Origin of the sequence: Ralstonia sp. Ralssp135 (assembly GCF_047304345.1) — a bacterium.
GTDB classification, from domain to species: domain Bacteria; phylum Pseudomonadota; class Gammaproteobacteria; order Burkholderiales; family Burkholderiaceae; genus Ralstonia; species Ralstonia chuxiongensis.
Map to the genome: position 1 here is coordinate 102,071 of NZ_JBGLYZ010000009.1, position 22,501 is coordinate 124,571.

Annotated in this window: 23 protein-coding genes; 7 read left to right on the top strand and 16 right to left on the bottom strand. The window is 63.7% G+C overall.

The window, feature by feature from the left end:
* Positions 1 to 153: 153 nt before the first annotated feature.
* Positions 154 to 423, top strand: a complete 270-nt coding sequence (locus ACCD03_RS09425) for an acyl-CoA-binding protein (RefSeq protein ID WP_004626591.1) — start codon at positions 154 to 156, stop codon at positions 421 to 423.
* Between the two features lie 44 nt (positions 424 to 467).
* Here ACCD03_RS09425 and ACCD03_RS09430 read toward each other — a convergent pair whose 3' ends face one another.
* From ACCD03_RS09430 to ACCD03_RS09445, 4 genes are all read right to left on the bottom strand, one after another.
* Positions 468 to 1,925, bottom strand: coding sequence for a DHA2 family efflux MFS transporter permease subunit (locus ACCD03_RS09430; RefSeq protein ID WP_045204144.1), 1,458 nt, complete (start codon positions 1,923 to 1,925; stop codon positions 468 to 470).
* 84 nt (positions 1,926 to 2,009) lie between these two features.
* Positions 2,010 to 2,480 carry an SRPBCC family protein gene (locus ACCD03_RS09435; RefSeq protein ID WP_045204145.1) on the bottom strand — a complete coding sequence of 157 codons (471 nt, stop codon included), beginning with the start codon at positions 2,478 to 2,480 and terminating at the stop codon, positions 2,010 to 2,012.
* Positions 2,481 to 2,719: 239 nt separating this feature from the next.
* Positions 2,720 to 4,300, bottom strand: a complete 1,581-nt coding sequence (gene aceB / locus ACCD03_RS09440) for a malate synthase A (protein ID WP_413411394.1) — start codon at positions 4,298 to 4,300, stop codon at positions 2,720 to 2,722.
* Positions 4,301 to 4,373: 73 nt separating this feature from the next.
* Complete coding sequence (locus ACCD03_RS09445) at positions 4,374 to 5,072, bottom strand: haloacid dehalogenase type II (protein ID WP_413411395.1); 699 nt, start codon at positions 5,070 to 5,072, stop codon at positions 4,374 to 4,376.
* Positions 5,073 to 5,290: 218 nt separating this feature from the next.
* Between ACCD03_RS09445 and ACCD03_RS09450 the strand changes: the two genes are divergently transcribed.
* The 5 genes from ACCD03_RS09450 (at position 5,291) to ACCD03_RS09470 (ending at position 9,935) form a co-directional block, all read left to right on the top strand.
* Positions 5,291 to 6,220 carry a LysR family transcriptional regulator gene (locus tag ACCD03_RS09450; RefSeq protein ID WP_045204148.1) on the top strand — a complete coding sequence of 310 codons (930 nt, stop codon included), beginning with the start codon at positions 5,291 to 5,293 and terminating at the stop codon, positions 6,218 to 6,220.
* An 83-nt stretch (positions 6,221 to 6,303) separates the two neighbouring features.
* Complete coding sequence (locus tag ACCD03_RS09455) at positions 6,304 to 6,738, top strand: universal stress protein (RefSeq protein WP_045204149.1); 435 nt, start codon at positions 6,304 to 6,306, stop codon at positions 6,736 to 6,738.
* A 177-nt stretch (positions 6,739 to 6,915) separates the two neighbouring features.
* Entirely contained in the window at positions 6,916 to 8,406 is a 1,491-nt protein-coding gene (locus tag ACCD03_RS09460; protein WP_413411396.1) for an NCS1 family nucleobase:cation symporter-1, read from the top strand.
* Between the two features lie 25 nt (positions 8,407 to 8,431).
* Positions 8,432 to 9,166 (top strand): aspartate/glutamate racemase family protein, encoded by a 735-nt coding sequence (locus ACCD03_RS09465; RefSeq protein WP_413411397.1) that lies wholly within the window; start codon positions 8,432 to 8,434, stop codon positions 9,164 to 9,166.
* Positions 9,167 to 9,233: 67 nt separating this feature from the next.
* A complete protein-coding gene (locus ACCD03_RS09470; protein ID WP_045204152.1) occupies positions 9,234 to 9,935 on the top strand; it encodes a GntR family transcriptional regulator in 702 nt (233 codons plus the stop codon).
* Positions 9,936 to 10,058: 123 nt separating this feature from the next.
* Here the strand turns inward: ACCD03_RS09470 and aceA are convergent, their stop codons facing one another.
* Positions 10,059 to 11,363, bottom strand: a complete 1,305-nt coding sequence (gene aceA, locus ACCD03_RS09475; RefSeq protein WP_024975843.1) for an isocitrate lyase — start codon at positions 11,361 to 11,363, stop codon at positions 10,059 to 10,061.
* A 253-nt stretch (positions 11,364 to 11,616) separates the two neighbouring features.
* Between aceA and ACCD03_RS09480 the strand changes: the two genes are divergently transcribed.
* Positions 11,617 to 12,012: a hypothetical protein gene (locus ACCD03_RS09480; protein ID WP_413411398.1), complete on the top strand. Its 396-nt coding sequence runs from the start codon at positions 11,617 to 11,619 to the stop codon at positions 12,010 to 12,012.
* A gap of 353 nt (positions 12,013 to 12,365) precedes the next feature.
* Here ACCD03_RS09480 and ACCD03_RS09485 read toward each other — a convergent pair whose 3' ends face one another.
* From ACCD03_RS09485 to ACCD03_RS09535, 11 genes are all read right to left on the bottom strand, one after another.
* A complete protein-coding gene (locus ACCD03_RS09485; RefSeq protein WP_413411399.1) occupies positions 12,366 to 12,785 on the bottom strand; it encodes a gamma-glutamylcyclotransferase in 420 nt (139 codons plus the stop codon).
* Positions 12,782 to 13,279 carry a ribonuclease E activity regulator RraA gene (rraA, locus tag ACCD03_RS09490; RefSeq protein WP_024975846.1) on the bottom strand — a complete coding sequence of 166 codons (498 nt, stop codon included), beginning with the start codon at positions 13,277 to 13,279 and terminating at the stop codon, positions 12,782 to 12,784. The genes ACCD03_RS09485 and rraA overlap by 4 nt, the downstream gene beginning before the upstream one ends.
* A 54-nt stretch (positions 13,280 to 13,333) precedes the next feature.
* Positions 13,334 to 15,070 (bottom strand): thiamine pyrophosphate-binding protein, encoded by a 1,737-nt coding sequence (locus ACCD03_RS09495; RefSeq protein WP_413411400.1) that lies wholly within the window; start codon positions 15,068 to 15,070, stop codon positions 13,334 to 13,336.
* A 68-nt stretch (positions 15,071 to 15,138) separates the two neighbouring features.
* On the bottom strand, positions 15,139 to 15,975 hold the full coding sequence (locus ACCD03_RS09500) for a LytR/AlgR family response regulator transcription factor (protein ID WP_045204156.1): 837 nt from the start codon (positions 15,973 to 15,975) through the stop codon (positions 15,139 to 15,141).
* A gap of 3 nt (positions 15,976 to 15,978) precedes the next feature.
* Positions 15,979 to 17,253, bottom strand: coding sequence for a sensor histidine kinase (locus ACCD03_RS09505; RefSeq protein ID WP_413411401.1), 1,275 nt, complete (start codon positions 17,251 to 17,253; stop codon positions 15,979 to 15,981).
* The gene (locus ACCD03_RS09510; RefSeq protein WP_253537278.1) at positions 17,253 to 17,564 is read right to left on the bottom strand and encodes a 2TM domain-containing protein; all 312 of its coding nucleotides are present in this window, start codon (positions 17,562 to 17,564) and stop codon (positions 17,253 to 17,255) included. The genes ACCD03_RS09505 and ACCD03_RS09510 overlap by 1 nt, the downstream gene beginning before the upstream one ends.
* 136 nt (positions 17,565 to 17,700) lie before the next feature.
* Positions 17,701 to 18,660 carry a CysB family HTH-type transcriptional regulator gene (locus ACCD03_RS09515; protein WP_045204159.1) on the bottom strand — a complete coding sequence of 320 codons (960 nt, stop codon included), beginning with the start codon at positions 18,658 to 18,660 and terminating at the stop codon, positions 17,701 to 17,703.
* A gap of 41 nt (positions 18,661 to 18,701) precedes the next feature.
* Positions 18,702 to 19,811, bottom strand: coding sequence for a sulfate/molybdate ABC transporter ATP-binding protein (locus tag ACCD03_RS09520; protein ID WP_413411402.1), 1,110 nt, complete (start codon positions 19,809 to 19,811; stop codon positions 18,702 to 18,704).
* Entirely contained in the window at positions 19,808 to 20,788 is a 981-nt protein-coding gene (gene cysW / locus ACCD03_RS09525) for a sulfate ABC transporter permease subunit CysW (RefSeq protein ID WP_413411403.1), read from the bottom strand. Before cysW ends, ACCD03_RS09520 begins: the two co-directional genes overlap by 4 nt.
* A 1-nt stretch (position 20,789) precedes the next feature.
* Entirely contained in the window at positions 20,790 to 21,704 is a 915-nt protein-coding gene (cysT, locus tag ACCD03_RS09530; protein WP_413411404.1) for a sulfate ABC transporter permease subunit CysT, read from the bottom strand.
* 119 nt (positions 21,705 to 21,823) lie between these two features.
* The gene (locus tag ACCD03_RS09535; protein WP_413411405.1) at positions 21,824 to 22,498 is read right to left on the bottom strand and encodes an RBBP9/YdeN family alpha/beta hydrolase; all 675 of its coding nucleotides are present in this window, start codon (positions 22,496 to 22,498) and stop codon (positions 21,824 to 21,826) included.
* Positions 22,499 to 22,501: the final 3 nt, after the last annotated feature.

Genomic DNA, 22,501 nt, shown 5'->3' on the forward strand with positions numbered 1-22,501 from the left:
TGTGGTGCCCGAAGGCGCAAACCCGTGGCCGCCCATGGGGAAAACGCGCTAAAAATCGACCGGAAAACCGAAGCCATCCTCGAATTCAAACGGCCCGGCTGTGCAACCCCGGCGCTATCATCGCCAGACCATTGTTTTCAGCCGGGAATCATCATGAGCGACCTGCAAGCCCGTTTCGACCAAGCCCAAATCGATGTCAAGGGCCTCTCCGAACGCCCCGCCAACATGACGCTGCTGCGCCTCTACGCGCTGTACAAGCAAGGCGCCGAAGGTGACGCACATGGCGACAAGCCGGGCTTTACCGACATCGTCGGCCGCTACAAATTTGAGGCATGGGAAGGCCTGAAGGGCACGTCGCAGGACGAAGCCAAGCAAAAGTACATCGACCTCGTCGAAGAACTGAAGAGCGGCGCGACGACCTGATCGTCGAATCGCCAAATGAAGGACCGGGCTCTGCGCCCGGTTTTTTATTGCGCTGCAGGAATGGCGGACGGCAGCTCTCGGCGGCGCATGCGCCACGCGGCCAGCACGGCCAGTGCGCACAGCGTGCCGAGAAAGATGAACGTCTCATCGAAGGCCAGGATGCGTGCCTCTGGGTCAACCGCGGCGCCATGCACGGTTTCGATACCGCGCGCGGCGAGCCGCCATTGCAGAAAAATGCCTGTGGCCGACACCCCAATCGCCCCGCCCAATTGACGCAGGAAATTGACGGCGCTGGAGCCTTGCGGGATCAAGGTGAAATCGACGCCGCGCATGGCGCCCAGGCTCAGCGACGGCAGCACAAAACCGAGCCCGATCCGCCCGACGATGGCAATGGCAATCAACAACAGGTAGCTGGTGGCACGCGTGTTCGTTGCCATCAGGAAGAACGAAAGCGCCAGCGCCGCCAGACCGAACGAGACCAGCCGAAACGGTTCGATGCGATTGGTCAGCCGCCCTGCCAGCATGATCGTCACGGCTAGCACCAGCCCTGCAGGCAGCAGCACCAACCCGGCACGCGACGGCGCGTAGGCCAGCGCGACCTGCATATACACCGGCACCAGATACGTTGAACCGTACAGCCCCGCCCCGTAGATGAACGCCACCACCGCCCCCATCGCAAACTGCCGGTAGCTGAAGAGGCGCAGGTTCAGCAGGGGCGACTCCACCCGCCGCTGCCAGAATACGAAGCCCGCGACACACACGGCTGATACGAGCATCAGCACGATGCCGTGCGTAGCGTCGCTGTGCAGCGCGACCAGGCCGTTAAGCAGCGTGACCGTCGCGCCGCCGATAAGCAGCAGGCCGCGCCAATCAAGCGGTTTGGGCTCGCCCGCCATCGACGAGTTAACGGCCATGAAGCGCCGGGCCATCGCCCAGCCGATCAGCGTAAACGGCATCACCACGAAGAAGATCGAGCGCCAGCCGAACAGCTCCACCAGGAAGCCGCCCACGCTCGGGCCCACGGCCGGTGCCAGCACGACGCCAAAACCGAACAGGCCGAACGCCTTGCCCTGCTCCCGTTCGGGAAACACACGCAGGATCAGGATGTTGGGCAGCGGCTGCATGATGCCGGCCGCAATGCCCTCCACGACCCGCATGGCGATCATCACTTCGTAATTGGGCGACAGACCGCCGGCCAGCCCACCCACGCCAAGCAGCAGCAACGCGCCGATGAACGTGCGCCGCAGTCCGAAACGCAGCAGCAGCCAGGGCGTCAGCAGCATCGACAAGGTCATCGCCACCATGAAGCTGGCCGACACCCACTGCGCGCGTTCTTGCCCGAGCACGAAGTGCCGGCTCAGATCAGGAATCGCCACGTTGACGATGGTGGCCGAGATGACGGACGACACCGCCCCGACCATCAGCGTAAAGAGCACGAGCCACTTGAAGCGCTCGCCGTAACGCGCGCGAAGGGCCTCCAGGGTGGGCGTGAATGTCGTCATGGTCTCGTTGTAGTGATGTGTGAGACGACCAGTGGAGCGAAAACCTGGCCGGCGCCTCCTCCAGCGCCGGCCAGGTGGGACACGTCAGCCGAGGCGGCCGGTGGCGGCGATCTCGCGGATGCGGCGCACGGTGTCGATGTCGGATTCGCGATAGGCGGATTTGACGATCTCAGCGTAGCGCGTGTCGCCGGTTTCGTCGGCGCTGGGTAGCGTGGTGTCGTAGACGAAGCGGATGAACGCGGCGTTGGCCTCGTTGCTCTCGATCGTCATGGTCAGCGACCCGCCGGCGTGTTCACCGGTGGCTGCGGTGGTGTAGGTCACGCGCTTGTGCGGCTCGAGCGTCACGCGATCCTGGATGCGCGCCTTGCCGAAGACGAGTTCGCGCTCGACCCAGCCGTCACCCTCAGCGGTGATGATGCATTCGTCCAGGCTTTCGACAAATTCGGTTTGCTCCCGCACGCGCAGCACCAGGCCTTGCCAGATCTGGTTCAGGGTCAGCGTGTCGATGAGGGGGTTCAGTGGATCGTTGACTTCCACCAGGTGTTCAAAGCGCAAAGCGGCCTCCGAAAGATTTCGTGACATTATCGCGCGGCTTTGCCGGCCCTGCGCCGAATGAAAAAACGCCGGCGGGTTGCCCCAACCGGCGTTTCCGTTGCGACCCAAGCGTCGCTTGAACCTGTTCACGATCCGTAGCGAGCGGTCCGAGGTTGGCTCGAGAAGCGCAGCCGTACACGGGTACGGCGAGCATCACAGGGCCAAGATCGGGGCGCGCAGTAGGATCTCGTGGGCAGGTTTTAGATTTCTTCGTACAGCGGCAGGGTCAGGAATTCCGCAAAGTCTTCCGACGTCGACATCTGTTCGAAGATTTCTGCAGCGCGGTCAAAATGGCCCACCGCGCCCGTCTCCTTCACCTTGGCCAATTCTTCCGGGATCAGCTTGCGCACCAGCTCAGCCGTGACCTTGGTGCCGTCTTCCAGCTTGCCCTTGGGCGAGCGGATCCACTGCCACACCTGCGAGCGCGAGATCTCGGCCGTGGCGGCATCTTCCATCAGGTTGTGGATCGGCACGCAACCGTTGCCGGCCAGCCAGGCACCCAGGTAGTGGATGCCGACGTTGATGTTCATGCGCAGGCCGGCTTCGGTGATCGGCGTTTCCGGCTGGAAGTCCAGGAGGTCAGCGGCCTTCACTTCGACGTCCGGGCGTTGCTTCTCGAACTGGTTCAGCTTGTCGCCCAGCACTGCCACGAATTCCTTCATGGCCGGCTCGACCAGGCCCGGGTGAGCCACCCAGCCGCCGTCGTAACCGTCGGTCGCGTCGCGCTTCTTGTCGCCGATGATGCCAGCCATGGCGATGGCGTTCTTCTCCGGATCATTCTTGATCGGGATCAGCGCGCTCATGCCACCAATGGCGGGCGCACCACGCTTGTGGCAGGTCTTGAGCAGCAGCAGCGCGTAGGCGCGCATGAACGGCGAGGTCATCGTCACCTTGGCGCGATCGGCCAGGCAGAAGTTCTTGTCGACCTTGAACTTCTTGATGCACGAGAAGATGTAGTCCCAGCGGCCTGCGTTCAGACCTGCGCTGTGCTCACGCAGTTCGTACAGGATTTCTTCCATCTCGAACGCGGCGAGGATGGTTTCGATCAGCACGGTGGCCTTGATCGTGCCTTGCGGCAGGCCGATCTCGTTCTGCGCCATCACGAAGATGTCGTTCCACAGACGCGCTTCCAGATGGCTTTCCATCTTCGGCAGGTAGAAGAACGGGCCGGCGCCGCGGGCAATTTGCTCCTTGGCGTTGTGGAACAGGAACAGCGCAAAGTCGAAGATGCCGCCGGAAACACGCTCACCGTCGATCAGCACGTGCTTCTCGTCCAGGTGCCAGCCGCGCGGACGCACTTGCAGCGTGGCGATCTTGTCGTTGAGCTTGTAGGTCTTGCCGTTCTGCTCCAGCGTGAGCGTGCGGCGGATGGCGGCCTTCAGGTTGACCTGACCCTGGATCTGGTTGTGCCAGCTCGGCGAATTCGAATCTTCGAAGTCGGTCATGTAGCTGTCCGCGCCCGAGTTGAACGCGTTGATGACCATCTTGGCATCGACGGGGCCGGTGATTTCCACGCGGCGGCAATGCAGTGCCGGCGGAATCGGAGCAACCTTCCAGTCGCCTTCACGCACAGCCTTCGTTTCAGCCAGGAAATCCGGGCGCTCGCCAGCGTCAAGGCGCTTGGCGCGCTCAACACGGGCCGCCAGCAGCTCTTTGCGACGCGGCTGGAACGCACGGTGCAGCTTGGCAACCAGCGCCAGTGCTTCGGGGGTCAGAATGTCTTCGTAGACCGGCAGAATTTCGGCCTTGATCTCCATGCCTTGGGGCAGCGTGAGCGCCATGGTTGTTCTCCAGAGGGTGATGTGAGGGTTGAACGGGTTCGGTCCTATGGCTGGGCCGATTGAATGCAATGCCTTATGTCGCTTGTGTTGCCTGCACGAACTGCAGCAGATCGCGCATGTCGTGGCCGGCCGCGGTGGGCGCCACGTCGAGCGCCTCGGGCGGATGCCCCAGGCGATTGATCCAGAACGTTGCGAAGCCGTACCACGTCGCGCCGCAGGCATCCCAGCCGTTGGACGAGACAAACAGAATCTGTTCCGCAGGCACACCAAACGCTTGTGGCGCCAACGCATAAGCTTGCGGCGCAGTCTTGTAGAGCTTGACCGCGTCGACCGACAGCACGTGATCGAACAGGCCAGACATGCCAGCACTCTTCACGGCAATGTCGAGCATCTGCGGGTTGCCGTTGGAGAGGATGCCCAGCGGCAGCCCCATCTCGCGCAGGCGACGCAGCGCGGGCACGTTTTCGGGAAACGCCGACAGGCACGCATATTCGCGCATCAGCGTGGCTTCGTCGTGGGCGGAAAGCTCTACGCCCAGGCGCGCCGCCGCATAGCGCAGCGCATCGACGGTGATGTCCCAGAACGGCTTGTAGTGTTCGCCCGAGGGGCCGGCCAGCGAGCGGATGCGCGTGTAGTCGATCTGCTTGTCGCGCCACAGCACCGACAGCGCTTCGCCCTTGCCGGCAAACAGTTGCTCGGCGCGCGCGGCCACGGAATACACGTCGAACAACGTGCCATAGGCATCGAAAACCACCGCGCGAATCGAACTCATCAGAAGCTCCACGGACCCGAAGGTCCCGCATTTACGCGTTCCACTACGCAGAACGCCTTGCCGACCTTCGCAACGAGGGCCATTGTAGAAAAGCTGACGCACCGCACAAAGACGGCAATGGTCACTTGATCTTTAACTTTTACCGATGGAATGACGAGTGATAACCTTTATATTCGTCACAATCCCGCAGGCCCCGGTTGCCACGGTATACATCAGGCATGGATCATTTCAAGCAGCTCGAAACATTTGTCGCCGTTGCAACACGCGGCAGCCTATCCGCCGCCGCCGCCGCTGAGGGCGTGGCGCCTGCCATCATCGGGCGCCGCATCGATGCGCTGGAAGAACGCTTGGGCGTCAAGCTCCTGGTGCGCACCACGCGGCGCATCACCCTCACGTTCGAGGGTTCGGCGTTCCTGGAAGATTGCCAGCGCATTCTCAATGACCTGCACAACGCCGAGGCCAGCGTCTCGGCCGGTGGCGTAAAAGCCAGCGGGCACCTGCGCGTGACCGCCCCCGCCGGCTTTGGCCGCCGCCATGTCGCGCCGATGGTGCCGGACTTTATTGAGGCCCACCCGGATGTCTCAATGACGCTGGACCTGGGCGACCGTGTGGTCGACCTCGTCAACGAAGGTTTCGATTGCGCGATCCGCCTGGGCGACCTGCCGGATTCGAGCCTCGTGTCGATCCGCCTCTGGGAAAACCGCCGCGTGGTGGTGGCTGCGCCGTCGTACCTGGAGCGCCGGGGCGTTCCAACGCAGGTGGAGCAGCTTTCGACGCACAACTGCCTGGCCTTCGGCGCCAGCGCCAACGTGCAGCGCGGCTGGGTCTTCCAGCAAGGCGGCAAGGCCGTCACCGTGAAGGTGTCCGGCACGATGGAATGCACGGACGGCGCCGTGCTGCGCGAGTGGTGCCTGCAAGGCTACGGCTTGGCGTGGCGCTCGTGGTGGGAGGTCGGGCATGACATTGCCACAGGCAAACTGGTGACGGTGCTCGACGCCTTCGAAGCGCCGCCGATCGGCATCCACGCGGTGTTCCCTCAGCGCAAGCATCTGCCGCTGCGCGTGCGCCTGTTTATCGATTTCCTTAAGAACACGTATGGCAACCCGGCCTACTGGCGCCGGGCGGACGCCGTTATCGGGATCGATTAGCAATCACCCCAAGTGGGTGAAACACCGCGTGCGGCCTACAATCAAGACAAGACCGTCTTCCGCATCCCACCTCAGGAGGCCGCATGTTCCAGCACATCCTCATCCCCACCGATGGTTCCGAGCTGTCGCGCAAGGCGGTGGCGGGCGCGCTCGATTTTGCCAAGACGCTGGGCGCACGCTTGACGGCCTACACCTGCCTTGAGGAATACCCATACACACCGTTCTCCGAGATCGTCGTCGAGACGCCGCAGGCGTTCAAGGAGCGCGTCGAAGCGCAGGCGCGCGTGGTGCTCAAGGACGTGGAGGACGCCGCCGTCAGCGCCGGCATCAACTGCGACACCGACATGAGCTGCTTTGCCGTGCCCTACATGGGAATCATCGACGCGGCCGAGCGCCATGGCTGCGACGTTATCTTCATGGCATCCCACGGCCGGCGCGGGTTGGCGGGGCTGCTGCTCGGCAGCGAAACGCAAAAGGTGCTTACGCATACGGAGATTCCGGTGATCGTCTATCGCTGAAATTCCACGCTGCCCGCACGACATCCAGCCGCCTTTTCAGGCGGCTTTTTTTTCTCCTTGACTCTTGTCTTGCTGGCGCATACAACTTTGTACACAAAACAAAAACATCTTGTGTACATTTTTGCGCACAAAGACTGCACGGCCTGGAAACCGGCAAAAAAAGCCAAAGGAGACAGCATGACCAGCACCACCGCTTCGGCGGCGCAGGCGGTTGATTCGCCACACGCGCATCCCAACGTCGTCATCAAGCCGCACTACGACCCGCGGCTTACCAACGAAGACCTCGCCCCGCTACGCAAGCAGACCTGGGGCACTTACAACATCTTCGCGTTCTGGATGTCCGACGTGCATAGCGTGGGCGGGTACCTGACGGCAGCCAGTCTGTTCTCGCTGGGCCTGTCGAGCCTGCAGGTGCTGTTTGCGCTGCTGGCGGGCATCGTGATCGTGCAGGTGTTTTGCAACCTCGTCGCCAAACCCAGCCAGGCGACCGGCACGCCGTATCCGGTGATCTGCCGCGCCTCGTTCGGGGTGCTGGGCGCCAACATTCCGGCCATCATCCGGGGGCTGATTGCGGTGGCGTGGTACGGCATCCAGACCTATCTGGCATCGAGCGCATTCCTCGTGCTGGCGCTGAAGTTCATGCCGCAACTCGCGCCGTATGCAGACGCCACGCAGCACGGCTTTGTCGGCCTGTCGACGCTCGGTTGGTCGGCGTTCATGCTGCTGTGGGTGCTGCAGGCGTTCGTGTTCTGGCACGGCATGGAATCGATCCGCAAATTCATCGACTGGGCGGGCCCGGCGGTGTACGTGGTGATGATTGCGCTGGCCGCATGGCTCGTGCATAAGGCGGGCTGGAACAACATCAACCTGACGCTTTCCTTCCTCAAATACGAGGGCTGGGATGCGGTGCCGGTGGTGCTGGGCGGGATCGCGCTGGTGGTGTCGTACTTCTCCGGCCCGATGCTGAACTTCGGTGACTTCTCCCGCTACGGCAAGGATTTCACCTCGGTCAAACGCGGCAACTTCTGGGGGCTGCCGGTCAACTTCCTCGGCTTCGCGCTGCTGACCGTCATCACCACCTCGGCCACGCTGCCGGTGTTTGGCGAGATGATCTCCGACCCGGTCGCCGTCGTTGCGCGCATCGACAACATCACGGCCGTCGTCCTGGGCGCGCTCACGTTCATGATTGCGACCATCGGCATCAACATCGTCGCCAACTTCGTGTCGCCGGCATTCGACTTTTCCAACGTGGCGCCGCAGCACATCAGCTGGCGCACCGGCGGCATGATTGCGGCGGTGGCGTCGATCTTCATCACGCCCTGGAACCTCTACAACAACCCCGAGGTGATTCACTACACGATCGACGTGCTGGGCGCGTTCATCGGTCCGCTGTTTGGCATCCTGATCGCCGATTTTTACTTCGTGCACCGCCAGCAGGTGCATGTGGACGATCTCTACACGCTGCGCCCCACCGGCCGCTACTGGTACCGCAACGGCTACAACCCGGCTGCGGTCTGGACGCTGATCCCCTCCGCGCTGATCCCGATGGCATGCGTGGTCTTCGAACGGCTGCACGCGCTGGCCAACTACAGCTGGTTCATCGGCGTGGGCATCGCGCTGGTGCTCTACACCGTGCTCAGCCGCAAGCAAGGCACCCTCACCCGCTAATCCGTGTTATCCACGCATCAAGCACATGGACATCCGCATCATCAATCCCAACACCACGGCGAGCATGACCGCGCTCATCGGCCGCTGCGCCCAAGCAGCAGCCGCGTCGGGCACGCGCATCACGGCGGTGAGCCCAAAGATGGGCCCGGCTTCCATCGAGAGCCACTACGACGAGGCGCTCTCGGTGCCCGGCATCCTGGAGGAAATCCGCCACGGCGAATGCGATGGCGCCGACGCCTACGTCATCGCCTGCTTTGGCGACCCCGGCCTCTACGCCGCACGCGAACTGGCGCACGGCCCCGTGGTCGGCATCGCTGAAGCGGCCATGCACATGGCCAGCCTGATCGGCAACAGCTTCAGCGTGGTGACGACACTGGAGCGCACCGTCGGCATGGCCTGGCACCTGGCCGAGCGCTACGGCATGCGGCATGCGTGCCGCAACGTCCACGCAAGCGACTTGCCCGTGCTCGACCTAGAGAAACCCGGCTCCAACGCGCGCCAGATCATCTTGGAAGCGTGCCAAAGCGCGCTCGCACAAGACCGCAGCGACTGCATCGTGCTCGGCTGTGCAGGCATGGCAGACCTGTGCGAAGACCTGAGCGCCGAACTGCGCGTGCCCGTCATCGACGGCGTGGTTGCGGCGGTGAAACTGGTCGAGGCGCTGGTCGGCATGCGGCTTTCCACCAGCAAGCGCGGCGATTGGGCCCGGCCGCTTCCGAAACCCTACACAGGAATGCTTGCTCCGTTTGCGCTGGCGTAGTGCAAAGCGGAGTGGCGCATTTGCTACCATGCACCATTCCGCTTTTTCTTCTGCACTGCCACCTGCCATGCCCGCACCCGCCCGGGAACCTGCCGACGGCCAACCGGCCGCCGAACCGATCTACCAGGGCCTGCTGACGGCCATCATGGAGCACCGACTGCCGGCCGGCACCAAGCTGGTCGAGGAGAGGCTGTGTGAAGCCACCGGCGCGGGCCGGCCGCGCATCCGCCAGGTGCTGGCGCGGTTGGCGCATGAGCATCTGGTGACCCTCGTGCCCAACAAGGGCGCTTTCGTCGCGCAGCCTTCCGTGAAAGAGGCACGCGACGTTTTCCAGACCCGCCGCATCATCGAACCCGAACTGGCCAGCATGCTGGCAAACGCCTGCACGCCCGCCAAGGCCAAACGCCTGCGCGAACACATCGCGGCCGAACACGCAGCACGCGAAAGCGGCGACCGGGCGGCGACCATCCGTCTGTCCGGCGAATATCACGTCCTGATTGCCGAGATGGCCGGCAACCATGTGCTGGAACGGCTCACGCGCGAAGCCGTCTCGCGCACGTGCCTGATCATCACGCTCTATGACCGCCCGGGCCTGCCCGCCTGCCCCGAGCACGAGCACGACACCCTGACCGAAGCGATTGCCACCGGCGATGCCGCACGTGCGCACGACCTGATGCGCGAGCATCTGGAGCACATCGAGCACTCGCTCGACCTGCACGCGACACCCACATCGGCGCTGGATCTCGAATCGATCTTCAAGCGCGCCTGATCAGCCGCGCCGCAATCGCACAGACGAAAAAAAACCGCGCCGTTGCAGAGGCGCGGTTCGAGAGGCCGGCGTGTGGTCAGCACGGCCGGCCCAGGTACCTAGGTGCCGGATGCGTCGGCAACCTCAGGCAACCTTCTTGGCTTGCGCCGTTTCTTCGAAGAATTGTTCGTCTTCCGTCGAGCCCTTCAGCGCCGTGGTCGACGCCTCGCGTTCGATGGTCTGCGTCACGGCGTCGAAATAACCCGTGCCGACTTCGCGCTGGTGCTTCACAGCCGTGAATCCCTTTTCCGCTGCCTTGAATTCGGCCTCTTGCAGCTCCACGAAAGCGCTCATCTGGTTGCGGGCATAGCCGTAGGCCAGGTTGAACATCGAGTAGTTCAGGGCATGGAAGCCGGCCAGCGTGATGAACTGGAACTTGTAGCCCATGGCGCCAAGTTCCTTCTGGAATCGGGCGATCGTGACATCGTCCAGGTTCTTCTTCCAGTTGAACGACGGCGAGCAGTTGTAGGCCAGCATCTTGCCCGGGAACTTGGCGTGGATGGCTTCGGCAAACTTCTTGGCGTATTCCAGATCCGGCTTGCCGGTTTCGCACCACACGAGGTCGGCCACCTCTGCGTAGGCCAGGCCGCGCGAGATAGCTTGCTGCAAGCCCGGCTTGGTGCGATAGAAGCCTTCGACGGTGCGCTCGCCGGTGCAGAACGGCTTGTCGTTCTCGTCCACATCGGTGGTCAGCAGATCAGCGGCTTCTGCGTCGGTGCGGGCGATCAGCACGGTCGGCACGCCCATCACGTCGGCAGCCAGACGCGCGGCCACGAGCTTGCTCACCGCTTCGCGGGTCGGCACCAGAACCTTGCCGCCCATGTGGCCGCACTTCTTCACGGCGGCCAGCTGGTCTTCAAAGTGCACGCCTGCGGCACCGGCCTCGATCATGGCCTTCATCAGTTCGAATGCGTTCAGCACGCCGCCAAAACCCGCTTCGGCATCTGCCACGATCGGGGCAAAGAAGTCGATGTCGTCCTTGCCTTCCGACCATTGGATCTGGTCAGCGCGCTGGAACGTGTTGTTGATCTTCTTCACAACCTTGGGCACCGAATCCACCGAGTACAGCGATTGATCCGGATACATCTCGCCGTTGCTGTTGGCATCGCCCGCCACCTGCCAGCCCGACAGATAGATCGCCTTCAAGCCGGCCTTGACCTGCTGCATGGCCTGGTTGCCCGTCAGAGCGCCGAGCGCGTTGACGAAGGGCTCGTTGTTGATCAAGTCCCACAGCTTTTCGGCACCACGCTTGGCCAGCGTGTGTTCGATCTGCAGCGAACCGCGCAGGCGCACGACATCTTCAGCGGTGTAACCACGCTTGATGCCTTTCCAACGCGGGTTGGTATCCCATTCCTTCTGCAGCTTTTGCACTTCGAGTTCGCGTGACATCGCACTCTCCTGTTTGATCGCATCCATCAAATAAAAACCGGGTAACTCGCTCTGCTCCCTGAGCCGCTCGCACCTTCTTGGGGCGCAGCCAGGTGGCTCAGGTCATATGTCTTATATAAGAGTGTAGAAATGGCCGGTGCAGCGCAACAAGGAGAACATGCGCAGGAGTTGAAGTTTTTACATCATAATTTTCAATGACTTATCTCCGTCGTTTCATAATGCGGAAAGATTTTTTCTATCATGAAAGAAGGGGATGGTGCTGTGCGATGCAGAATTTTTGCGGGCCAAAACCCCTTTCCGCATTGTGAAAAATCATGGACATCTGTCCGCCACATCGCAGGGGCACAAAAAACGCCGCAGACGCGGCGTTCAGGATGGTGATTGGGCGCGGGACTCAGGACGGCCGCTCTACTTCCGCCAAGACATCCCACTGCAGAAGATCGGGCGCCTTGCCCTGCAGGGCTGCAGCTATAAACAGATAGATCGCATCGATGAAACCGGCCCGAAACTCGCGCGGCAGCGCGTGCGTGATGCCGTCGATCTTCGAGCGCAGCCGCATGGCCGCGAAGGGCCGGCCGGCACGCGCGTCGATGTGCGTGCGACAGAGGAAATCCTTGGCTGCGAGGGCGCCCGATTGGTAGTGGCGTAAAGCGCTCAACGTGCACCTCCGTAAGACGGATGCCAGGAGATGCAGGGCGGTGGCGAGGGGTAAGACGCGGGGCGATGCCCGCTTGATGCGAAAGACATGACGTCTCCTAGATGAAGAGGCCAGCCGTTCGCTGCTAAACGAGGGTGGCGGGCCTGACGACGGCGTTAGCAGACCGGCCATCTAGAAACCGGCAGACCCGAAGGTCTCACCGCCCGGCCCGCCATGAAGCATAGGCGTGCACAAGCACCGGACATTGTCCGTCTAGATGGCACATCTTGTGGGCTGCTAAACCCGGCTGCTCGAACGAACAGCGCGCGAATTATATCGCGCGCCCCTCCCCCTCAAAATCGGAATCAGCCTCGAGACAAGCGATGCGCCACCCAATCTCCACCCGTGATGACGGGCCGCCCGGCAATGTGCTGCGGGCTGACCGGATAGACAATGCAGTCGACCGGTTCGCTACCCAGCATGACGGCGTGGTTCTCGCGCAGGAACAGCGCGTCGCCGCCGGGGTAGACCTCTTCGATTTCGTCCAGCACGGGGACAAGCGCCGCGTCGATTTGGTACACATCGCCACGCACGGCGGTGCCGGTCGGGTCCAGCACGAGGCCGGGGTACGCACCAAAGTCGTACAGGCGGCCGTGCAACGTGGCGGTACCGAGCAGCTCCGGCTCGGGAATGCCGCGCTTGGCTGCGGCAACCCGCAAATCGTTCGCCTCACCGGCGCGCAGCGTGCCGTAGACGAACACATAGATGGCATTGGCGCGGGTCATTCGAGCATGTCCAGCGAAACCAGCACGCCGTCTTCATCGGCATAGATCCATTCGCCGGACTGGATGTAAGCACCCGGCATCTGCACGCCCACTTCGCGCTGCCCGGCGTTTTTCTTGATGCTTTTGCGCGGGTGCACGGCCAGTGCGTGGATGCCGACGTTGCATTCGGCCAGCTCGCGCGTATCCCGCACGCAGCCGTTGAGCAGAATCCCTTCCCAACCGTTCTCTTCCGCCAGCTTGCCAAGGTTGCCGCCCACCAGCGCGCAGCGCAGCGAGCCGCCGCCGTCGATCACCAGCACGCGGCCTGCGCCCTGCTCTTCCAGCGCGGCGCGTACCAGGCCGTTGTCTTCAAACACCTTGAGCGTGGAAGCTGGGCCGGCAAACGCGGCGCGCTTGCCAAAGCTGCGAAATACCGGCGTGAGCACACGCAGGCTGCCGTACACCAGCTTGTCTTCGTGCATGTCGCACAAATCAGTCACGGGAATCATCGTCATGGCAATGGATGGTTTGGCGTTAGCAAAAACAAAAAACGAAAAGCGAAAGCGGATTCAACTGCGCGACTGTGCACGCAACGAATCGATCGTCGCGCGTGGGCTGATGATGTTCGGATCGGTCTGCACCTCGATGACGGACGCAACGCTTGCTTCCAGCGCGGTTTCCACCGCCGACTGGAAGCCTTCGAGCGAGCGCACCGTGTGCCCTTCAGCGCCGTAGGCTCTGGCCAGCGCGGCAAAGTCGGGGTTGCGCAGCTCGGTGCCGCTCACGTGCTCGGGGTACTCGCGTTCCTGGTGCATGCGGATGGTGCCGTACATGCCGTTGTTGATCACGATAAAGATGACCGGCGCGTTGTACTGCATGGCGGTGGCCAATTCCTGACCGTTCATCAGGAAGCAGCCATCGCCAGCCATGCAGATGACGGGCGTGTCGGGGCAGATGATTTTGGCCGCCACGGCGGCGGGCGCGCCATAGCCCATCGCCCCGCTGGTCGGCGCCAATTGCGTGCGCGAGCCTGCCGCCAGCGCGCCATATTGGTAGAAGCGATGCAGCCACGTGGCGTAGTTGCCTGCGCCGTTGGTCAGGATGCTGTTGTGCGGCAGGCGCTCGCGCAGCCAACGCATCGCGCGGGCCATGTCGATGCCCTTGCCGCCAAACGGCGGCGGCGCGATGTTGGCGCGGTAATCGGCGTTGGCCGCTTCTGTCCAGGCAGACCAACGCGGCGGGTTGTCGGGCGAGTCGGGCGATACACCATCCAGCGCTTCCGCAATCGCCGGCATCGACGCATGAATCATCAGGTCGGCCTGGTAGACGCGTCCCAACTCTTCCGCACCGGCATGCACGTGGACGAGCGTCTGCTTCGGCCGGGGCACATCGAAGAGCGTGTAGCCGGAGGTCGTCATCTCGCCCAGGCGTGTGCCGACGGCGAGCACCAGGTCGGCGTCTTTGACGCGCGCGGCGAGCTTCGGGTTGATGGCAATGCCGACATCGCCGGCGTAATTCGGGTGGCGGTTGTCGAACAGGTCTTGCCGGCGGAACACGCAGCCTGCGGGCAGATTCCACCGTTCAGCAAAGGCTTGCATGCGGGCGGCGGCTTGCGGCGTCCAGCCGGAACCGCCCAGCAGCAGCATCGGGCGCTCGGCGTTCTGCAACAGCGTCTTCAGCTGGGCAAGATCATGCGGGCTGGGCCATGCCATCGCGCGCGCTTTCGTTGCCACCTCGGGCGGCACATCGGCCACGGTGGCGACGTCGGTCAGCATGTCTTCGGGCAGCGCCAGCACCACGGGGCCGGGGCGGCCGGCGGTGGCGGTCTGGAACGCGCGTGCGATGTATTCGGGGATGCGCTCGACGCTATCGATCTGCGCGACCCACTTGGCCATCTGGCCGAACATGCGGCGGTAGTCGATTTCCTGAAACGCTTCGCGGTCGGCGAAATCGCGGCCGACCTGCCCGATGAACAGGACCAGCGGCGTGGAGTCCTGAAACGCGGTGTGCACGCCAATGCTGGCGTTGGCGGCGCCCGGCCCGCGTGTGCAGAAGACGATGCCGGGCCGCCCAGTGAGTTTGCCGTAGGCATCGGCCATATTGGCGGCGCCGCCCTCTTGCCGGCAAACGATGAAGCGCGCGCGGTCGCGGCGCTGGTAGAAGCCTTCGAGCACCGAGAGGTAGCTCTCGCCGGGCACGCCAAAGGCCATGTCGACGCCATGGGCCAGCAGTGCATCAACAAGGATCTGGCCGCCGTGGCGTGGCTCGGCAACGTTGCTGGCGTGGCGTGCGACTGGTGTCTCCATGGCGGCTGCTCTCGCTCTCGATCCGTTGACGACACAATGGATCATAGCGGAACACGCCGCCGCGGCGACTACATCTGCCGGAACAAATGTGCGTATTGCCGCGCGACGGGCAGCGTCTCGGTGCGCCCGCGAATCTTCAACCCCAGGCGGCCCAGCGACAGATGCACGGCGCTCGATACATGCGCCACGTTGACCACCGTACCGCGGTGCACCTGCCAGAAGTGCTCGGGGTCGAGCTGGGTCAGCAGGTCACGCAGGCTGGTGCGGATGAGGGATTCGCCGCTGCCGGCGACCACGTTGACGTACTTGTCGGTCGCTTCCAGATAGATCACGTCATCCACGGGGATGAAGCGCACTTCCTGCCCGACCAGCGCCTTGATGAAGCGCAGATAGCCGCCCTGCGGCGTGGCACGCGTTTGCGCGGCGCCCTGCAGGCCGGCAAGGCGCTCGACAAGCTCAGCCAGCGTCTGCGCGGGATCGGTCACGGCAGGCGCGTTGACGTTGTCGCTCAGGCGCGTGCCGAGCCGGTCCTTCAGCCGCTTGACGGTCTCGGCCAGACGCTCGGTCTGCACGGGCTTGAGCACATAGTCGACCGCGGCTTGCTCGAAGGCATCGAGCGCGAACTGGTCATACGCGGTAACGAACGCCACCAGCGGACGCACTTCCCGCTGCGACAGCTCGCGCGCCACATCAATGCCCGACAACCCCGGCATGCGGATATCGAGAAAGACTACATCGGGGTCCTGTCCGTCAGCGGCATCGTCAATCACGTCGAGCGCGGATTGGCCGTCGTGCACGGCCGGCAGCAACGTGGCCTCGGGCCATAGCGCCGCCAGTTCAGCGACGAGGTTTTCAGCCAGTGCCGGTTCATCATCGGCAATAAGCACGCGTGGGGAAGCAGGCATCGATCAGGTTCCGGCGGATGCGCGCGATGAGAGCGCGCCGGTGGCGTTTTCGGTTGAGCGGGAGGTTGAGCGAGAAAAGCGGCAGCGCCATTCCGGCGCGTCGGCTTGAGATGGTGCAGGCGCCGTTTCGTGCGCCAGCGGCAATTCAACGATGATCGTCACGCCATGCGGCACGGTCTCCGTGATCGTCAGGCGTGCGTCGCCATCAAACAAGCGTGACAGGCGTTCACGCACGTGCGTGAGGCCCAGCCCGGAGCCCGTGGCCCCATCGTTGCCGAAACCGACACCCGTGTCGCGCACTTCCAGCACGAGCCGCTCGCCCTCGCTGCCGGCCGCCAGGCGTGCAGACAGGGCGATCTCCCCGCCCTCGCGCGCGGGCTCGATGCCGTGCACCACGGCGTTTTCCACCAGCGGCTGAATCAGCATCGGCGGGATGACGATGTTGGCGATGGCATCGTCCAGCGCCAGCGAGAAACGCAGGCGATTGCCGAAGCGCAGCGCCTGGATGTCGAGATACGCGCGCAGCAGCGCAAACTCTTGCGCCAGCGTGCACTGCTCGGCGCGTGCGTGCGAAAGCGAGCTGCGCAAAAAACCAATCAAATGCTGCAGCAACCGCCGCGCGGCGGCCGGGTCCCGCGCGATCAGCACATCGACGTGGGCGAGTGAGTTGAATAGGAAGTGAGGCTCGATCTGCGCCTGCAGCGCCATCAATTGCGCACGCACGACCTGCTTCTCGGCTTCTTCCCGCTCCAGCGCATCGAGCGCAGCCTGGCGCTGCAATGCGGCCAGCTTGCCGCGCGACCAGTAGTAATACGTTGCGCCAAGCGCGGCCAGCATGGCGATGATGAAACTCATGCGCAGGCTGTCGGCGCGCCAGGGTTCCGGGTTCGGGTTGTGCAGGCACAGGATCGTCCGCGCAATCCACTGCCCGAGCGGCACGCCGATCAGCACCGCGCCCACGATGATCCACGGAAACACCCTCTTGTTGGGCGGGCCGTCGCCCCAGAGCACATGGCGCGGGATGCCGATCAGCGAGAACATCGACAGCCCGATCGCCTGGCTGAAGACGAAATCTTTCCAGAACGTCTCTTCTGGCCGGATGCCGAACGCCAGCACGGCCGCAATCAGCGTATTGATAACGATGATGACGGCATAGCGGATCACCCAGCGCCGGGCAAAGTGCAGGCAATCAGCAAGCGAAGGGAGCGACACATTGGCGAACATGCGGGCGATCTTACCGGACGGCTCTTCGGCGTTGAAGCTTGGGGTTTCCCGCATTACCGGCGGCCGGCCTGCTCGCGCAAACGGGCGAGTTCCTGGTCGACCATGCGCTGGTAGCCGTTGCCCTGGCTCCAGGCCAGGCTCAGCCCGTGCGCAGCCAGGCCAAACCCCCAGCCCAGCAGCGGCCACACAAACCAGAACTGCCCGCGCGACAACGCAATCGCTGCCAACCCGGCGTTCACGGCCAGGAACGACAGCAGGTGAATGCGGAACCCCAGGCGCGCGCCGGCGCGGTGTCGGGCGCGGCGCAGCAGAGCATCGTCGGATTCAACAGACGGGGAAGTTGGGGTGTAGGGCACGGCAGACATGGCGGTCTCTGGTGGAACCGAAGATGTCCGCAGTATAGGAATGGCGCCTGGGCAGGCGCCACGGGCGTGCGACGAATGGCGGAATCGGGCGGATGAACGGTGCGCAACCGGCTCCGCCGACACACAGCAGCCGTGGCTATGCCGCCAACGCCTCCCGCCCCGACTGGCCCACCACCGTGGACGCCACCGCCTCCGCCACAGTGTCACGGGAAAGGTGCGGCGCAAACATCCCGATGAAGTCATGCGCATAGCCACGCAGGTACGCGCCACGGCGCACCGCCACGCGCGTGGTATTCGGCTCGAACAGGTGATCTGCCCCAATGCAGACGAGGTTGTCGTCCTTGCGTCCGTCGTAGGCCATCGAGGCGATGATGCCCACGCCCACATCCAGCGCCACATAGGTCTTGATGACATCCGCATCCATGGCGGTCAGCACGATCTCCGGGTGCAGTCCGGCGCCGGCAAATGCGGCGTCGATGTTGCGGCGGCCCGTAAAACCCGCGTCGTAAGTGATGAGCGGGTATTGCGCCACGTCTTCGAGCGTGGGCAGCGGGTTCTTCGTCAACGGATGGTCCGGGCTGACCACCAGCACGTGGCGCCAGCGGTACGCCTCGAACGACGTCAGCCCTGGCTCGTTGGCCACCGCCTCGGTGGCGATGCCGATATCGGCCTGCCCCGTCAGCAGCAGCTCGACGATGTGCGAGGGCGATGCCTCCTGCAGCGCCAGCGTGACATGCGGATATTCCTTGCGGAACGACTGCACCACCTTCGGCAGGGCATAGCGGGCCTGCGTGTGCGTGGTTGCCACGGTCAGGCGGCCGGACTGGCGGCCGGAAAATTCCTCGCCGGCCTGGCGCAGGTTTTCGGCTTCGAGCAGCAGGCGCTCGACAATGCGAACGATCTCGCGACCCGGCTCGGTCAGGCCCGTCAGGCGCTTGCCGTAGCGCTCGAAAATCTCCACGCCCAGCTCATCTTCCAGCTCGCGGATCTGCCGCGACACGCCGGGCTGCGATGTGTACAGCGCGTTGGCAACTTCGGTCAGGTTGAACTGGCGGCGCACCGCCTCGCGGATGGAACGCAGTTGCTGGAAGTTCATGGCTCGTGTCCTCTCGTATTGGTTGTCGTCGGAGCGTCGTGTTACACGGCGGCTTGCGCGACGGGCCGTGCGTTGCCTTGCGCGAACACGCGAATCGCGCGCGGGCGCACCACCAGCGTTTCGCCTTCACGGAAGCCCTCGGCGCGAAAGCGTTCGATGGGCAGGGAGACTTCGATGATGTCGTCGGTGTCTTCGCGCTCCAGCTCAAGCTGGGCGATGGCGCCAAGCGTGAGCGCGCGGCGCAGCATGACGGGAATGCCCTCGGCGCCCGGCGCGTAACGCTCCAGATCGATCTCGTGCGGGCGCACGAAGGCCACCGCCTGATCGGCACGCGAAGAATCGACACCACCCGACGGCACGGCAATGGCGGAATCGCCCACGTGCAGCACGCTGCCGCCCTCGCCTTCTTCCAGGCGCCCGTGGAACAGGTTCACGTTGCCCAGAAAGCCATAGACAAACGGCGTGGCCGGCGTGTTGTAGACCGCATCGGGGCTGCCGACCTGCTCTACCTCGCCGCGGTTCATCAGCACCACGTTGTCGGCCACTTCCAGCGCTTCTTCCTGGTCGTGCGTCACGAACAGGCTAGTGACATGCAGATCGTCATGCAGACGGCGCAGCCAGCGGCGCAGCTCCTTGCGCACCTTGGCATCGAGCGCGCCGAACGGCTCGTCGAGCAGCAGCACGCGCGGCTCCACCGCCAGCGCACGCGCCAGGGCAATGCGCTGGCGCTGTCCGCCCGAGAGTTGCGGCGGGTAGCGATCGGCCAACCAGTCGAGCTGCACGAGTTCCAGCAGATCCTTCACCTTGGAGCGAATCTGCGCTTCGCTGGGCCGTTGGGCACGCGGTTTCACACGCAAGCCAAAGGCCACGTTCTCGAACACCGTCATGTGCTTGAACAGTGCGTAGTGCTGGAACACAAAGCCCACCTGGCGCTCGCGCACGTGCTGGTCCGATGCATCTTCACCATTCAGGTGGATGCTGCCCGAATCCGCATGCTCCAGCCCCGCGATGATGCGCAGCAGCGTAGTCTTGCCGCAGCCCGACGGGCCCAGCAGCGCGGTCAGCTCCCCCTGCTTGAAATTGAGCGAGACATCGTTGAGGGCGACGAAATTGCCAAAGCGCTTGGTGATGTGCTGAACCTGGATGCTCATGCGGCGCTCCCTTCGAGCGGAGATTGCGCGGAGACGTGCGAATGCAAATTGGGTGTTTGTTGTGCAACGCGCCGCCCCGGGCCCTCGCCCACGCCGGCATCCGCATCGGCCAGCTCACGACGGCTACGCCATTCGACCAGCGTCTTGAGCGCGAGCGTCACGAGTGCCAGCAGCGTCAGCAGCGAAGCCACGGCAAACGCGGCCGCAAAGTTGTATTCGTTGTAGAGAATCTCGACGTGCAGCGGCATTGTGTTGGTCAGCCCGCGAATGTGGCCCGACACCACCGACACCGCGCCAAACTCGCCCATCGCCCGCGCGTTGCACAGGATCACGCCATACAGCAGGCCCCACTTGATGTTCGGCACCGTCACGCGCCAGAACGTCTGCCAGCCCGATGCGCCGAGCACGATGGCGGCCTCTTCCTCTTCGCTGCCCTGCGCCTGCATGAGCGGAATCAGCTCGCGCGCCACAAACGGAAACGTGACAAACACGGTGGCCAGCACAATGCCCGGCACAGCAAAGATGACCTTGAAATCGTGGTCGGACAGGTAAGGCCCGAACCAGCCTTGTGCGCCAAACAGCAGCACGTAGATCAACCCTGCAATGACGGGCGACACCGAGAACGGCAAGTCGATCAGCGTCAGCAGCAGGTTCTTGCCGCGAAACTCGAACTTGGCAATTGCCCACGCCGCCGCCACCCCAAACACCACGTTCAGCGGCACGGCAATCGCCGCAATCGTGAGCGTGAGGCCGATGGCCGAGAGCGCATCCGGCTCGACCAGCGCTTCGAGATACACGTCGATGCCCTTCTTGAACGCTTCGACAAACACGCTCGCCAGCGGCACGAACAGGAACAGCGCCAGGAACACGAACGACACGAGGATCAGCATGGCCCGCACCCACGCAGATTCTGCGGTGGCGCCACGGCGGCCAACTGCGGGCGCCTGACCAAGTTGATGGGAAACAGTACCGGCCATGTCAGGCTCCTGCTGCCGCATTGGCGGTCAAGGGTTCGGGGGCGCGCTCGATGGCGTCGTTGCGATTGCCGCGGCGGCGCGTCCAGGCTTGCAGCAGGTTGATCACCAGCAGCAATGTGAAGGAGATACCGAGCATGACGACGGCAATGGCCGTGGCGCCCGCGTAATCGAACTGCTCCAGCTTGGAATAGATCATGAGCGGCGTGATCTCGGAGACCATTGGCATGTTGCCGGCGATGAAGATGACCGAACCGTACTCACCCGTGGCACGCGCAAAGGCCAGCGCAAAACCCGTCAGCAATGCAGGCAGCAAGGTCGGCAGGACCACGCGAATGAAGGTCTGCCAGCGCGTGGCGCCCAGGCTGGCTGCGGCCTCTTCCAGTTCGGCTTCCAAGTCTTCGAGCACCGGCTGAACCGTGCGCACAACAAACGGCAGGCCGATGAACGTCAGCGCCACCACGATCCCCAGCGGCGTGAATGCGACCTTCAGCCCCAGCGGTTCCAGCCGCGAGCCGATCCAGCCATTCGGCGCGTACAACGCAGTCAACGCGATGCCGGCCACCGCAGTCGGCAGCGCAAACGGCAGATCCACCAGCGCATCGATCAGCCGCTTGCCCGGAAAGCGATAGCGCACCAGCACCCACGCCACGATCAGCCCGAACACGAGGTTGATCACTGCCGCGATCAGCGATGCGCCGAAGGTCAGCTTGTACGACGCGACCACGCGCGGCGCGGTGACGGTGGTCCAGAACGCATCCCACGTCATGGTGAACGTCTTGAGGACGGTCGCCGACAGCGGAATCAGGACGATCAGCGCGAGGTACAGCAGCGAAAAGCCCAGCGCCAGCCCGAAGCCGGGCAGCACATTGGCGGGCTTACGCCGCTTGGACAAAGAAAACGCAGAAGACAGGCTCATCAGCGCACCGATAAAAATGGCCGCAGGGCAAAAAACACTGCGGCCGATATGCAGATGAACCGATTGTGGCGAACTGTTCTTATGACGAAAACGAATATTTGCGCATGTGCATCATCGTTTTAGATATAAGGAGTGCTCGGTAAGACATCCCACTGGGCTTGCCAGTCGGCGCCGTCGCGGGTGGTGTCTTGTGCACTTGCGCGGCCGATCAGGCGATCGAGCACCGTCAAGCCAGCGTCCCAGTCGCCGAGGTTGGAGTCAGCGTTGATATGGCCAGCCTCGCCGGCGTCAATGAACTCGGCGCCCCAGCGCGCGCCCCAGTCGATGGCGCTGCCTTGCGCCATCCACGGGTCATTGCGGCTGGCAATGAGCGTGACGGGAAACGGCAAAGCGTGGTCCGGAAGCAGATCGCGCACACCGAATTTTTCCGGATCGGCCGGCGCGACCAGCAGCGCTGCGGCCACCGCTTCCTTTGTCTGAACCGCCCAGTGCAGCGCCGCCAGGCAGCCGAAGCTATGGGCCACCAAGATCACGGGGCGCCGCGCACGTATCGGCGGACGCTCAGCCAGTGCCGCATGTACCGCTTCGCCCACGCGGGCAGACCAGCGCGGAAGGTCAGGCGTTGACCAGTCGGTCTGCTCCACGCGGCGCCAGTTTGGAAACCGCTGCTCCCAACGCGACTGCCAGTGGCCGGGGCCGCTGCCATGCAAACCAGGAACGGTCAGGATGACGGCGTCTGCCGGCCACTGCCAGGCGGGTGCGTCCGATGCGGTTGCGAGTGCGCTGCGTGCCATGGG

Coding starts and splice junctions, on each gene's coding strand:
- ACCD03_RS09520 (WP_413411402.1), bottom strand. CDS start 19,811: ATGAGCATCCAGGTTCAGCACATCACCAAGCGCTTTGGCAATTTCGTC.
- ACCD03_RS09480 (WP_413411398.1), top strand. CDS start 11,617: ATGGTGCTGTGCGATGCAGAATTTTTGCGGGCCAAAACCCCTTTCCGC.
- rraA (WP_024975846.1), bottom strand. CDS start 13,279: ATGACGATGATTCCCGTGACTGATTTGTGCGACATGCACGAAGACAAG.
- cysW (WP_413411403.1), bottom strand. CDS start 20,788: ATGGCCGGTACTGTTTCCCATCAACTTGGTCAGGCGCCCGCAGTTGGC.
- ACCD03_RS09425 (WP_004626591.1), top strand. CDS start 154: ATGAGCGACCTGCAAGCCCGTTTCGACCAAGCCCAAATCGATGTCAAG.
- aceB (WP_413411394.1), bottom strand. CDS start 4,300: ATGGCGCTCACGCTGCCCCAAGGCATGGAGATCAAGGCCGAAATTCTG.
- ACCD03_RS09455 (WP_045204149.1), top strand. CDS start 6,304: ATGTTCCAGCACATCCTCATCCCCACCGATGGTTCCGAGCTGTCGCGC.
- ACCD03_RS09460 (WP_413411396.1), top strand. CDS start 6,916: ATGACCAGCACCACCGCTTCGGCGGCGCAGGCGGTTGATTCGCCACAC.
- ACCD03_RS09450 (WP_045204148.1), top strand. CDS start 5,291: ATGGATCATTTCAAGCAGCTCGAAACATTTGTCGCCGTTGCAACACGC.
- aceA (WP_024975843.1), bottom strand. CDS start 11,363: ATGTCACGCGAACTCGAAGTGCAAAAGCTGCAGAAGGAATGGGATACC.
- ACCD03_RS09445 (WP_413411395.1), bottom strand. CDS start 5,072: ATGAGTTCGATTCGCGCGGTGGTTTTCGATGCCTATGGCACGTTGTTC.
- ACCD03_RS09465 (WP_413411397.1), top strand. CDS start 8,432: ATGGACATCCGCATCATCAATCCCAACACCACGGCGAGCATGACCGCG.
- ACCD03_RS09535 (WP_413411405.1), bottom strand. CDS start 22,498: ATGGCACGCAGCGCACTCGCAACCGCATCGGACGCACCCGCCTGGCAG.
- cysT (WP_413411404.1), bottom strand. CDS start 21,704: ATGAGCCTGTCTTCTGCGTTTTCTTTGTCCAAGCGGCGTAAGCCCGCC.
- ACCD03_RS09430 (WP_045204144.1), bottom strand. CDS start 1,925: ATGACGACATTCACGCCCACCCTGGAGGCCCTTCGCGCGCGTTACGGC.
- ACCD03_RS09510 (WP_253537278.1), bottom strand. CDS start 17,564: ATGTCTGCCGTGCCCTACACCCCAACTTCCCCGTCTGTTGAATCCGAC.
- ACCD03_RS09500 (WP_045204156.1), bottom strand. CDS start 15,975: ATGCCTGCTTCCCCACGCGTGCTTATTGCCGATGATGAACCGGCACTG.
- ACCD03_RS09495 (WP_413411400.1), bottom strand. CDS start 15,070: ATGGAGACACCAGTCGCACGCCACGCCAGCAACGTTGCCGAGCCACGC.
- ACCD03_RS09505 (WP_413411401.1), bottom strand. CDS start 17,253: ATGCGGGAAACCCCAAGCTTCAACGCCGAAGAGCCGTCCGGTAAGATC.
- ACCD03_RS09515 (WP_045204159.1), bottom strand. CDS start 18,660: ATGAACTTCCAGCAACTGCGTTCCATCCGCGAGGCGGTGCGCCGCCAG.
- ACCD03_RS09485 (WP_413411399.1), bottom strand. CDS start 12,785: ATGACCCGCGCCAATGCCATCTATGTGTTCGTCTACGGCACGCTGCGC.
- ACCD03_RS09470 (WP_045204152.1), top strand. CDS start 9,234: ATGCCCGCACCCGCCCGGGAACCTGCCGACGGCCAACCGGCCGCCGAA.